12 protein-coding genes, 4 tRNA genes and 2 other RNA genes are annotated in these 12,110 nt (G+C 53.7%); 14 read left to right on the plus strand and 4 right to left on the minus strand.

Annotated elements, in window-relative coordinates; translation table 11 throughout:
• Window positions 1-17: 17 nt before the first annotated feature.
• The 7 genes from AC6I8J_RS13550 to AC6I8J_RS13580 all read left to right on the plus strand — a co-directional run bounded on the left by AC6I8J_RS13550 (window position 18) and on the right by AC6I8J_RS13580 (window position 1,566).
• Window positions 18-93: transfer RNA gene (locus tag AC6I8J_RS13550), tRNA-Val, on the plus strand.
• A gap of 40 nt (window positions 94-133) precedes the next feature.
• A tRNA-Val gene (locus tag AC6I8J_RS13555) sits at window positions 134-209 on the plus strand.
• Window positions 210-243: 34 nt separating this feature from the next.
• Window positions 244-319, plus strand: a tRNA-Val gene (locus tag AC6I8J_RS13560).
• Window positions 320-323: 4 nt separating this feature from the next.
• Window positions 324-399 (plus strand) — tRNA-Lys (locus AC6I8J_RS13565).
• Window positions 400-442: 43 nt separating this feature from the next.
• Window positions 443-575, plus strand: a non-coding RNA gene (locus tag AC6I8J_RS13570) — RtT sRNA.
• 45 nt (window positions 576-620) lie between these two features.
• A non-coding RNA gene (locus AC6I8J_RS13575) (RtT sRNA) lies at window positions 621-753 on the plus strand.
• A gap of 471 nt (window positions 754-1,224) precedes the next feature.
• Complete coding sequence (locus AC6I8J_RS13580) at window positions 1,225-1,566, plus strand: FlxA-like family protein (RefSeq protein WP_222925460.1); 342 nt, start codon at window positions 1,225-1,227, stop codon at window positions 1,564-1,566.
• Here AC6I8J_RS13580 and AC6I8J_RS13585 read toward each other — a convergent pair.
• The gene (locus tag AC6I8J_RS13585) at window positions 1,563-2,483 is read right to left on the minus strand and encodes a LysR family transcriptional regulator (protein WP_253419582.1); all 921 of its coding nucleotides are present in this window, start codon (window positions 2,481-2,483) and stop codon (window positions 1,563-1,565) included. The genes AC6I8J_RS13580 and AC6I8J_RS13585 overlap by 4 nt on opposite strands.
• A 95-nt stretch (window positions 2,484-2,578) precedes the next feature.
• Here AC6I8J_RS13585 and AC6I8J_RS13590 point away from each other — a divergent pair, with 95 nt between their 5' ends.
• On the plus strand, window positions 2,579-3,589 hold the full coding sequence (locus tag AC6I8J_RS13590; RefSeq protein WP_161735099.1) for a bile acid:sodium symporter family protein: 1,011 nt from the start codon (window positions 2,579-2,581) through the stop codon (window positions 3,587-3,589).
• Window positions 3,590-3,616: 27 nt separating this feature from the next.
• Here AC6I8J_RS13590 and AC6I8J_RS13595 read toward each other — a convergent pair whose 3' ends face one another.
• The 3 genes from AC6I8J_RS13595 to zipA all read right to left on the minus strand — a co-directional run bounded on the left by AC6I8J_RS13595 (window position 3,617) and on the right by zipA (window position 6,929).
• On the minus strand, window positions 3,617-3,835 hold the full coding sequence (locus AC6I8J_RS13595) for a DUF3820 family protein (protein WP_003848878.1): 219 nt from the start codon (window positions 3,833-3,835) through the stop codon (window positions 3,617-3,619).
• A 1-nt stretch (window position 3,836) separates the two neighbouring features.
• The gene (gene ligA / locus AC6I8J_RS13600) at window positions 3,837-5,855 is read right to left on the minus strand and encodes an NAD-dependent DNA ligase LigA (RefSeq protein ID WP_161735102.1); all 2,019 of its coding nucleotides are present in this window, start codon (window positions 5,853-5,855) and stop codon (window positions 3,837-3,839) included.
• Window positions 5,856-5,930: 75 nt separating this feature from the next.
• Window positions 5,931-6,929 carry a cell division protein ZipA gene (gene zipA / locus AC6I8J_RS13605; protein ID WP_222925155.1) on the minus strand — a complete coding sequence of 333 codons (999 nt, stop codon included), beginning with the start codon at window positions 6,927-6,929 and terminating at the stop codon, window positions 5,931-5,933.
• A gap of 218 nt (window positions 6,930-7,147) precedes the next feature.
• Between zipA and cysZ the strand changes: the two genes are divergently transcribed.
• The 6 genes from cysZ (at window position 7,148) to crr (ending at window position 12,102) form a co-directional block, all read left to right on the plus strand.
• Window positions 7,148-7,915: a sulfate transporter CysZ gene (gene cysZ / locus AC6I8J_RS13610; RefSeq protein ID WP_161735108.1), complete on the plus strand. Its 768-nt coding sequence runs from the start codon at window positions 7,148-7,150 to the stop codon at window positions 7,913-7,915.
• Between the two features lie 141 nt (window positions 7,916-8,056).
• Window positions 8,057-9,025, plus strand: coding sequence for a cysteine synthase A (cysK, locus tag AC6I8J_RS13615; protein WP_033733457.1), 969 nt, complete (start codon window positions 8,057-8,059; stop codon window positions 9,023-9,025).
• A 20-nt stretch (window positions 9,026-9,045) separates the two neighbouring features.
• Window positions 9,046-9,240, plus strand: coding sequence for a hypothetical protein (locus tag AC6I8J_RS13620; RefSeq protein ID WP_150012489.1), 195 nt, complete (start codon window positions 9,046-9,048; stop codon window positions 9,238-9,240).
• A gap of 172 nt (window positions 9,241-9,412) precedes the next feature.
• Entirely contained in the window at window positions 9,413-9,670 is a 258-nt protein-coding gene (gene ptsH, locus AC6I8J_RS13625; RefSeq protein ID WP_003848868.1) for a phosphocarrier protein Hpr, read from the plus strand.
• A 161-nt stretch (window positions 9,671-9,831) separates the two neighbouring features.
• A complete protein-coding gene (gene ptsI / locus AC6I8J_RS13630; RefSeq protein WP_161735111.1) occupies window positions 9,832-11,559 on the plus strand; it encodes a phosphoenolpyruvate-protein phosphotransferase PtsI in 1,728 nt (575 codons plus the stop codon).
• A gap of 42 nt (window positions 11,560-11,601) precedes the next feature.
• On the plus strand, window positions 11,602-12,102 hold the full coding sequence (crr, locus tag AC6I8J_RS13635) for a PTS glucose transporter subunit IIA (RefSeq protein ID WP_069728735.1): 501 nt from the start codon (window positions 11,602-11,604) through the stop codon (window positions 12,100-12,102).
• The last annotated feature ends 8 nt before the right edge of the window (window positions 12,103-12,110 follow it).

Here is a 12,110-nt window from a genome sequence, read left to right on the forward strand (position 1 = left end):
GCGACTCCACACAGCGGGGGTGATTAGCTCAGTTGGTAGAGCATCTCCCTTACAAGGAGGGGGTCGGCGGTTCGAACCCGTCATCACCCACCACTCTTAACAGGGTGCCCGCAGTGAACAGGTATGAAGATATGGGTGATTAGCTCAGTTGGTAGAGCATCTCCCTTACAAGGAGGGGGTCGGCGGTTCGAACCCGTCATCACCCACCATATCTTGCCTGTTAGCAGTATCGAAGTACGAAGTGGGTGATTAGCTCAGTTGGTAGAGCATCTCCCTTACAAGGAGGGGGTCGGCGGTTCGAACCCGTCATCACCCACCACTTCGGGTCGTTAGCTCAGTTGGTAGAGCAGTTGACTTTTAATCAATTGGTCGCAGGTTCGAATCCTGCACGACCCACCAATTCAGAATAAAGCGCCTTTAAGGCGCTTTTTTCGTTTCCGGGGCACGGACTTTACCGTGCAGGATGAGAACCTGCTGCAGGTTCGACTGAATCGCTATGCGATTCAGGCTGATGCGACAGCATCACCCGGAGGGCGAGGCCCGGATGGGCCGAGGCTATCCTGCAGAACCCACCAATTCAGAATAAAGCGCCTTTAAGGCGCTTTTTTCGTTTCCGGGGCACGGACTTTTTACCGTGCAGGATGAGAACCTGCTGCAGGTTCGACTGAATCGCTATGCGATTCAGGCTGATGCGACAGCATCACCCGGAGGGCGAGGCCCGGATGGGCCGAGGCTATCCTGCACGACCCACCAATTCAGAATAAAGCGCCTTTCAGGCGCTTTTTTCGTTTCTGCTGCACTGACTTAAGCATGACTTAAATCTGAGCTGCCCTTTTCTGCGACTTCAGTCTTTAAAAAGCGTGCTGGCTCAGGGAGCACAGGCCTTTCGCAAAGACGCAAAAACGCCATCCATGGCAGGCTCAGCGCGGGCGATTACGCACCTCATCCCTGAGGTGCGCCCGCAGACGGGCCAACGCTTTGCGTTGTTCAAAAACGCTCCCGGCGTTTTGTCCCTGTCCCGCGATGCTTTGCTACAGGCCTGCGCTCCCCTCGCTTTAAACTTATCTGCTGTCTGTTAGCCCTTTCTGCTGCCTGTTTTTTTCTGCTGCACTGACATTGGCGTAACCGATAAGCTCTCACCTTTTCGCAACCTTAACAATTTCAGCTCTCAAGTCGTTTCGCAGCGTGCCGATAACGTATGTGACGACTTACAGGGAGAAAATGATGTCTTCAATTTCCGGAATTTTAAGCGGTGCGGTCAGTAATGGTGACAGCGGCAACGGCAGTGTGGCCTCGCAGGTCGCTGCGCTGAATAAACAGATTCAGGGTGTGTTAACGCAGGTTAAGGAGCTGGCTGACAATAAAGAACTGACTGACGAACAGAAGTCTGAGATGCAGCAGATGTACCAGTCACAAATCACCATGCTGCAGGCACAGATTGCGCAGCTGGAACAGAAACAGGCTGAGCAGGATCAGCCAAAAAGTGACAGTGCGCCCGCCAGTGAGATCAAAGCGGACGGGATTAACCGCCCTACCGATACTAACAAAGTTGATGTTTATATTTAAAATGCCGGTTTAACCGCGCGTTGTTGCGCCAGCAGCGCCGCCTGCTGGCGCACTTCCTGCCATATGGCTTCTGCGGCAGGCGTCAGCGAACGGTTTTTCCGTTTGATTAGCGTCAGGCTACGATTGATTTCCGGATAGAGACGCCGCACCGTGAGTGCGCGATCCGCCGGTAAGGGTAACGCCAGCGCGGGCAGAATACTGATGCCGATTCCCACCTGTACCATCGGGAACAGCGTGGCGGGATGACCAATCTCCTGCACGACTTCAGCCCTGATATTCTGCTGCTGCATTGCCGCATCAATCAAAACCCGACTGCCGGACGCGTAATCCTGCAATACCATGGTGCGGCCATCCAGCATCGCCCATTCAGCCCTTTCCACCTTCGCCAGCGGATCATCCTCGCGACATAACAGCAGGAAAGGCTCATCCAGAATCGCAATGCTATCGAAATCGCTGTCGCTGAGTGGCCCAATCACGATTCCGAAATCGACTTCGGCGTTACGCACACTTTGCAGCACCCATTGCTGGGCGCGATCGTGCAGGATGACTTTGATATCGGGGAAATGGTGCTGACTGGCGGCAAGACATTGCGGCATCAGGTGCGCGGAAATAGTCTGGCTGGCGGCGACTCTGACGGTGCCACTGCGCTGCTCGCCAAAACTGCGGATATCCAGCAATGTGGTATGAACCTCCTCCAGCAGGCGCTCCATGCGTGATGCCAGCTGTTTGCCCGCCTCCGTCAGCATCACCTCACGCGTGGTGCGATCCAGCAACCGCACGCCGGTTTCCGCCTCCAGCTCTTTAATACTGTGGCTCACCGCCGACTGACTCAGACCTATCGCCTGCCCTGCCTGACTGAAACCACCGTAGTGGGCCACCGCAATAAAGGTACGAAGCTGACGCAGGGTGTAATTCATCAATTTTGCTCATAGATTAATTCAATAAATCAATTTTATTTCTAAAACTACTTGTCGCACAATCGCGCTATTGAAAAATTTACCGGATTTTAACAATGGGCTTTTTAAAACTCGATCCGATGATGATTAAACTCATCATCACCGTGCTGCTGGCCTCCTTCCTGCCAGCGAAAGGAATCTACGTCGATATCTTCAGCTACCTTGCGACGGCAGCGATAGCGCTGTTGTTCTTTATGCACGGTGCCAAACTTTCGCGTGAAAAGATCATCGCAGGCAGCAGTCACTGGCAACTGCATCTGTGGATTATGTTCAGCACCTTCGTGCTGTTTCCGGCGCTGGGTCTGCTGCTGGTGTGGTGGCATCCGGTTGATGTCGGTCCGGAAATTTATACCGGCTTTATCTACCTTTGTATCCTGCCGGCTACCGTCCAGTCTGCCATCGCATTTACCTCAATGGCGGGCGGTAACGTCGCAGCAGCGGTATGTAGCGCCTCGGCGTCGAGCCTGCTGGGTGTGTTTATTTCGCCGTTGCTGGTGAACCTGGTGATGGATATTCACAGCAGCGCCCCGAGTGATGGTCTGGAGCAGATCGGCAAGATTATGTTGCAACTGATGGTGCCTTTCATTCTGGGTCACCTCTCCCGTCGCTGGATTGGTGGCTGGATTGAGAAACACCGCAGCCTGATTGGTAAAACTGACCAGACTTCGATTCTGCTGGTAGTCTATTCCGCCTTCAGTGAAGCCGTGGTGAACGGCATCTGGCATCGCGTTGGCCTGATTACGCTGCTGTGGATTGTGGCGGGGTCCATCATCCTGCTGACTGCCGTGCTGATTATCAACCTGCTGGCCTCGCGCCTGTTCCGCTTTAAACGCGCCGATGAGATTGTGGTGCTATTTTGTGGTTCGAAGAAGAGTCTGGCGAATGGCGTGCCGATGGCGAACATTTTGTTCCCGGCCAGTACCGTGGGAATTATTGTGCTGCCGCTGATGATTTTCCATCAGGTACAGCTGATGGTCTGCTCGTTTATCGCCGGACGCTACAAGAGGACCAATGAGAAACAGCAGGTTCTGAAGGTTAAGGATTCGGTGATGGAGTCACAGAAGTAAAACCATTGCCCGCCTGCGCGGGCACGATTACTTACGGGTCTGGAGCGGTTTAACTAATCCCTCCAGACCTTCTATTTTTATCGTCAGGGTCAGTTGCATCAAATCCCCCAGCAACCCGGACGGGAAGTCGCCACTGCGGGCAAACCACAGCAGGTAAGGCTCAGGCAGATCGATCAGCATCCGCCCTTTATATTTGCCAAACGGCATAGGCGTATTGGCTATCGCCACCAGCTGATGTTCATCCATCTCAGGCACCCAGCAGACGGATCATTTCCGCTTCATCAATCACTTCAATGCCCAGCTCCTGTGCTTTCGCCAGCTTTGAACCGGCCGCTTCACCGGCAATCAGCAGATCGGTTTTCTTCGATACGCTGCCGCTGACTTTTGCACCCAGCGCGATAAGCTGCGCTTTGGCATCATCGCGGTTCATCTGCGACAGCGAACCGGTCAGCACCACGGTTTTTCCGGCGAACGGACTGTCGATCTCTTCGGCTTTCACCACCACCACCTGCGGCCAGTGAATGCCAATCTCTTCGGTCAGCTGACGGATAACCTCACGGTTGCTCTCCTCTTCCATGAAGTTACGCACGTGTGCGGCAACGACTTTGCCGACATCCGGCACGGCAATCAGCGCCTCAAGGTCGGCATCCATCACTTTTTGCAGCTCACCAAAATGGTTAGCCAGATTGGCGGCGGTGGCTTCACCCACTTCGCGAATGCCCAGCGCATAGAGAAAACGAGCCAGCGTGGTCGACTTCGCTTTCTCCAGCGCATCGACAACGTTTTGCGCCGATTTCGGCCCCATGCGATCCAGTCCGGTCAGCTTGCCCGCCGTAAGACGGAACAGATCGGCGGGCGTATTGACGTACTCTTTCTCCACCAGCTGGTCGATAATCTTATCGCCCATACCGTCAACATCCAGCGCCCGACGCGAGACAAAATGCTTCAGTGCCTCTTTGCGTTGCGCACCGCAGATCAGACCGCCGGTGCAGCGCGTGACCGACTCCCCTTCGACCCGCTCCACCTCGGAACCACAGACCGGGCAATGGGCAGGAAAGACCACTTCACGCGTCTCTTCAGGGCGCTCAGCAATCACCACGTTGACCACCTGCGGGATTACATCACCGGCGCGGCGAATCACGACCCGATCTCCGATGCGTAATCCCAGCCGCTCAATTTCATCCGCATTATGCAGCGTGGCATTGCTGACGATAACGCCTGCGACTTGCACCGGCTCAAGGCGAGCCACCGGTGTGATCGCACCCGTGCGGCCAACCTGAAATTCGACGTCACGTACCCAGGTCAGCTGTTCCTGTGCCGGGAATTTAAAAGCAATCGCCCAGCGCGGCGCGCGCGCAACAAACCCCAACTGCTCCTGCAGAGCCTGTGAATCTACTTTGATTACGACACCATCAATATCAAAACCCAGGTTCGGACGCTGTTGCTCAATATCTCGATAGAAGGCCAGGGCCTCTTCGGCGTTATGCACCAGCTTAATGCGGTCGCTAACCGGCAGGCCCCAGGATTTGAACTGTTGCAGACGCCCCATGTGACTGTGCGGCATCTCCCCGCCTTCCAGCAGGCCAAAACCGTAGCAGAAGAAGGTCAGTGGACGTTTAGCGGTAATGCGCGGATCAAGCTGACGCAGAGAACCTGCTGCTGCGTTACGCGGGTTAGCAAAGACTTTGCCGTCAGTGCGTCGCGCTTCCTCATTCAGCTTTTCGAAGCCGCGCTGCGTCATAAATATTTCGCCGCGTACTTCCAGCCGGGCCGGAATGTTGTCGCCTTTTAGCCGTAGCGGGATAGCGCGAATGGTACGAACATTGGCGGTAATGTTCTCGCCGGTCGTGCCGTCACCGCGCGTCGCAGCCCGAACCAGCAGGCCATTTTCATACATCAGGCTGACTGCAGCGCCATCAAGCTTGAGTTCGCAGCAGTAAGTAATGTCGTCACTGCTTTTCAGCCGATCCTGCACCCGCTTGTTGAAGGCCATGAACGTGGCTTCATCAAAGGCGTTATCCAGCGACAGCATCGGCACCTCATGGCGGACCTGCTCGAATACCGTCAGCGGCGCAGCGCCCACACGTTGCGTTGGCGAGTCCGGGGTGATGAGATCGGGATGGTCCTCTTCCAGTTGACGCAGTTCGCGCATCAGACGATCGTATTCAGCATCCGGTACTTCCGGCGCATCCATGACGTGATAGAGATATTCGTGATGGCGCAACGTGGTGCGCAGTTCGGTGATGTGATCCTGGACGGATTTCATATAGCCCCATCAGATAAAAAACCCCCGACAGGCGGGGGTTTGTTTTAACAATTCAGATAGCGGTTAGCGCAGAGCTCAGACACCAACCACATCGCGAATACGCGCTTTGTAGGTTTCCAGCTTCTGCGGCGTCATCATACGACGCTCATCATCCAGCACGACACCGCCAACGTCGTCAGCGATACGCTGTGCCGACTGCAGCATCAGCTTGAAGTTCTGATTCGCATCACCATAAGAAGGCACCATCATAAAGATAGAGATGCCTGGCGTGCTGAAATCGGTCATCAGGTCAGGGTTGAACGAGCCCGGCTTAACCATGTTAGCCAGACTGAACAGAACCGGCCCGCTGCCTGCTGGACTCAGATGACGATGGAAAATGTTCATTTCACCAAACTGGAAGCCCGCCTGCAGGATACCCTGCAGTAATGCCTCACCGTTCAGCTCACCGCCCGAATGGGCTGCAACATGCAGTACCAGTACCGCTTCTTTCGGTTTTTCCGCTGGCGCTTTCGCTGCAGGCTGTGCAGGCGCGGGAGCCGGTGTCACTTCTGGCTGTGGCTCAGGTTCAGCCTGGTACTGCGGAGCGGGCTGGACAGATTCCAGCGGATCGAGATCCAGCAGCGGGTCAGCCTGGACTGGCGGCGCGACAAAAGTCGGCGCTGGCTGCTGACGAGCCGGTTCAGAGCGCGGCTGCGGAGCAGGCTGCGGTGCCGTGTTGAAAAGCGGATCGCTTTCTGGTTCAGGTTGCGGTGCGGGTCGTGGCGCAGGCTGACGCACAGGCTCAGCAGGCGCTTGCTTACGCGGCGCTTCTGGCTGTGGCTCACGAATCTCATCGAATCGCGGTTCCTGATGTGTGCTGCGATCAGAACGAACGCGAACCTCGCCGACGCCGTCGTCTTCGTCGTCAATCAGGTCCTGCTCATCATGTTCTTCACGTTGTTTCAGACGTTTGTGCGGGCGATCGCGGAACACTGACGAACGCTCTTTACGGCTGGTCCACAGCCCGTGAAGAAGGAGCGCTATAATGGCGATCGCGCCAACAACGATTAATATCAGACGCAAATCCTGCATCATTGTATTCTCTGTTGTTCCAATACCTTGCCACCGCGGCAAACTTTATCCTCTAACTGTATTTGCCCTGCTACACAAGTGCAAGTCTGTGCACTATTTTCTGACAAATAAGATAGGCAACCCACGCTTTTTCGCTGTTTTTTTACCCAAACGGCACCTGGACTGGAAAAAAAGCCAGGTTATAGTGGGCGCGCCTCAACACTTTCAGGAGAAATGGCTTTATGGCCCTTGAGAATTCGGTCTCAGATTTTAACGGCATGCACTACTTTAGCCAGGGCTGGAAACTGGTCCGTCTGCCTGGCATTCGCCGCTTTGTAGTGATGCCACTGCTGATTAACATGATCATGCTCGGTGGCGCATTCGTCTGGCTGTTTTATCGTCTCGGTGACTGGATCCCGCGCCTGATGGCCCATATTCCGGATTGGCTGCAGTGGCTGAGCTATCTGTTGTGGCCGCTGTCGGTGATTGCGATTGTGTTGGTGTTCAGCTACTTCTTCTCGACGCTGGCAAACCTGATTGCCGCCCCTTTCTGCGGTCTGCTGGCCGAGCAGCTCGAAGGACGCCTGACCGGTAAGCCTCTGCCCGACAGCGGCTGGGCAGGAATGCTTAAAGATGTGCCGCGCATCATGAAGCGCGAGATGCAAAAACTGGGCTATTACCTGCCCCGCGCGCTGGGACTGTTGCTGCTCTACTTTATTCCTGGCTTTGGTCAGACGGTTGCCCCGGTGCTGTGGTTCCTGTTCAGTGCCTGGATGTTATCCATCCAGTATTGCGACTATCCGTTTGACAACCACAAAGTGCCGTTTCAGCAGATGCGAAACGCCCTGCGTCGGCACAAAACAGCCAATATGCAGTTTGGCGCACTCACCAGCCTGTTCACGATGATTCCGATTCTGAACCTCGTGATTATGCCGGTTGCCGTTTGCGGTGCCACCGCCATGTGGGTCGATCGCTACCGACCGCAGCTGGCGCGCAGTGAGGTGCGTTAAACTTATCAGCGCGCCTTATGCTCTTTTTTGCAGGGCTTATTGCCGGGGGACATATAGATATACGATTTCTTTCCTTCCGCCCCCTGGCAGAACAGGTATGCTCATAGGGTTCCCAATAATTCATACAGTTAAGGGCAGGCTATGAGTAAGATCTATGAAGACAACTCTTTGACAATTGGTCATACGCCGCTGGTTCGACTGAACCGCATCGGTAACGGCCGCATTCTTGCGAAAGTTGAATCCCGTAACCCGAGCTTCAGCATCAAATGTCGTATCGGTGCCAATATGATTTGGGACGCAGAGAAACGCGGTATTCTGAAACCCGGCATTGAGCTGGTTGAACCGACCAGCGGTAACACCGGTATCGCCCTGGCCTACGTTGCCGCTGCGCGCGGTTATAAACTCACGCTGACCATGCCCGAAACCATGTCGGTGGAACGTCGTAAACTGCTGAAAGCGCTGGGCGCGAAGCTGGTTCTGACCGAAGGTGCTAAAGGCATGAAAGGTGCCATCGGCAAAGCGGAAGAGATTGTCGCCAGCGACCCGGACAAATATGTGCTGCTGCAGCAGTTCAGCAACCCGGCTAACCCGGAAATCCATGAAAAGACCACCGGCCCGGAAATCTGGGAAGATACCGATGGCGAAGTGGATGTCTTTATTGCGGGTGTCGGCACAGGCGGAACGCTGACCGGCGTGAGTCGCTACATCAAAAACACCAAAGGCAAAAAAGATCTGATTACTGTCGCGGTTGAGCCGACCGATTCGCCAGTGATTGCGCAGGCGCTGGCGGGTGAAGAGATCAAACCCGGCCCGCATAAAATTCAGGGTATTGGTGCCGGCTTTATTCCGGGCAATCTGGAACTGAACCTGGTTGACCGCGTGGTGGCCATTACCAATGAAGAAGCGATCAGCACGGCGCGCAGGCTGATGGAAGAAGAAGGTATCCTGGCCGGTATCTCATCCGGTGCTGCTGTCGCCGCCGCGCTGAAGCTGCAGGAAGACGAAACCTTCGCCAACAAAAACATCGTGGTGATTCTGCCCTCCTCTGGCGAACGCTATCTGAGTACCGCGCTGTTCGCCGATCTCTTCACTGAAAAAGAGCTGCAGTAGCCGGAGCCGATAGTCTGAAAATGTCGAAAAAAGCACCCATCCGGGTGCTTTTTTGTGGTGCAGATCTCACTTTCATCACCCGGCAGATTGATTTCAGTGATGCCGATCTGGTATTCAGACTGCCAATTATTTCGATGCCTGAAATTAATCCGCGCTTGAAGTGGATCAAGCTGAATCGATTTACGGATTCAGTGAAACGGCGAATCACGGCATAATTAACCGGTGACGTGTAGAATCGGTTTTGAGACGCAACGGATTGTAGATTTGACGCATGCGCGTCTTTGGTCAGCATGAAGCTATACCCGCGCACCTACACAGGCTAAAGTGAAGGCTCCAGGCTAGACTTTAGATCCATAACACTCATCCTGATAACGTTGGGGAAATAGAATGTTCCAGCAAGAAGTTACCATTACTGCACCAAACGGTCTGCATACTCGCCCAGCTGCGCAATTCGTTAAAGAAGCCAAAGCTTTCCAGTCAGAAATCACCGTGACCTCTAACGGCAAATCAGCGAGCGCGAAAAGCCTGTTCAAACTGCAGACGCTGGGTTTAACCCAGGGAACGGTTGTGACTCTTTCCGCGGAAGGTGAAGACGAACAGAAAGCAGTTGAGCATCTGGTCAAACTGATGGCTGAACTGGAGTAATCTCCGCTCAGCTCGCCAGCCAATCGACTCCTCTGCGCCATTGAGTGCAAACATCTTGATCGCGGACAACCTGTCCGCGTTATTGCTTTCGTAGAGTACGTGTCCCGCGACAATGGCACCGCAAAGAGTCCCATCAGCCATCGTGATTAAAAGGTAGCGTTATGATTTCAGGCATTTTAGCATCACCAGGTATCGCTTTCGGCAAAGCACTGCTGCTGAAAGAAGACGAGATCGTCATCAACCGCAAGAAAATTTCTGATGATCAGGTTGAGCAGGAAGTTCAGCGCTTCCTCGATGGCCGCAGCAAAGCGGCATTACAACTGGAAGCGATTCGCGTCAAAGCGGGTGAAACCCTCGGTGAAGAGAAAGCAGCCATCTTCGAAGGCCACATCATGTTGCTGGAAGATGAAGAGCTGGAGCAGGAAATCATCGACCTGATCAAAAAAGATCACGCGACCGCTGATGCTGCTGCTTACTCGGTCATTGATGGCCAGGCGAAAGCACTGGAAGAATTAGATGACGAATATCTGAAAGAGCGTGCGGCTGACGTGCGTGACATCGGTAAGCGTCTGCTGCAAAACATCCTCGGTCTGCACATCGTCGACCTGAGCGCTATTCCGGACGAATCTATTCTGGTGGCCAAAGATTTAACGCCGTCAGAAACCGCACAGCTGAACCTGAAAAAGGTGCTGGGCTTTATCACTGATCTGGGCGGCCGTACCTCACATACCTCAATCATGGCGCGCTCGCTGGAAATCCCGGCCATTGTCGGCACCGGCAATGTAACCGTCACGGTTAAAAACGGCGATTTCCTGATCCTGGATGGCGTTAACAATGCGATTCACGTCAATCCTTCCGAAGCGATTCAGGAAGAACTGAAAGCCGTACAGAATCAGTATCTGTCCGAAAAACATGAATTAGCCAAGCTGAAAGATCTGCCAGCCGTGACGCTGGATGGCCATCAGGTTGAAGTCTGTGCCAACATCGGTACTGTGCGCGATATCGCCGGTGCGGAGCGTAACGGCGCGGAAGGCGTAGGTCTCTACCGCACCGAATTCCTGTTCATGGATCGCGACTCTCTCCCAAGTGAAGAAGAGCAGTTCCAGGCGTATAAAGCCGTTGCTGAAGCGATGGGCTCACAGGCGGTTATCGTGCGCACCATGGATATCGGCGGTGACAAAGATCTGCCTTACATGAACCTGCCAAAAGAAGAGAACCCGTTCCTCGGCTGGCGTGCTATCCGTATCGCGATGGACCGCAAAGAGATTCTGCATGCACAGCTGCGTGCCATCCTGCGCGCCTCCTCCTTCGGTAAACTGCGCATCATGTTCCCGATGATCATTTCGGTTGAAGAAGTACGCAGCCTGAAAGCGGAACTGGAACTGCTGAAAGCGCAGTTGCGTGATGAAGGTAAAGCCTTTGATGAAAGCATTGAAGTCGGCATCATGGTAGAGACCCCGGCTTCAGCCGTCATTGCCCATCATCTGGCGAAAGAAGTCGACTTCTTCAGTATTGGGACAAACGATCTGACGCAGTATACTCTGGCGGTCGATCGTGGTAATGATTTGATCTCGCACCTGTACAACCCAATGACGCCGTCTGTGCTTAACTTAATCAAGCAAGTCATTGATGCATCTCACGCTGAAGGTAAATGGACCGGCATGTGTGGTGAGCTGGCAGGTGATGAACGTGCTACACTACTGTTACTGGGAATGGGGCTGGACGAGTTCAGCATGAGTGCCATTTCTATCCCTGGCATCAAAAAAATCATTCGTAATACTAATTTTGAAGATGCGAAGGCATTGGCAGAGCAGGCACTGGCTCAACCGACAGCGGAAGACTTAATGAACCTGGTTAACAAGTTCATTAAGGAAAAAACGCTCTGCTAACCTGCATGATGCTGGCCCCAAATTACTGCTTAGGAGAAGATCATGGGTTTGTTTTCTAAACTTTTTGGCGAAAAAACGGATAGCGCTGGGACAATCGACATCGTAGCGCCTCTGTCGGGCGAAATCGTGAACATTGAAGACGTACCAGATGTGGTGTTTGCAGAAAAAATCGTGGGCGACGGTATTGCGATCAAACCCAGCGGCAACAAAATGGTTGCGCCTGTTGATGGCACTATCGGCAAGATTTTTGAAACCAATCACGCTTTTTCGATCGAATCAGACAACGGCATTGAGCTGTTCGTCCATTTTGGTATCGATACGGTTGAACTGAAAGGTGAAGGCTTCAAACGCATCGCTGAAGAAGGCCAGAAGGTCAAAAAAGGCGACGTGGTTATTGAGTTCGATCTGCCGTTGCTGGAAGAGAAAGCAAAATCAACCCTGACACCGGTTGTCATCTCCAACATGGATGAAATCAAGGAATTGATTAAGCTGTCTGGTCAGGTCACCGTCGGCGAAACGCCGGTGATTCGCATCAAAAAGTAAGCATTCGT

It is taken from the genome of Pantoea sp. X-Soil-ISGK-355, from assembly GCF_059730805.1.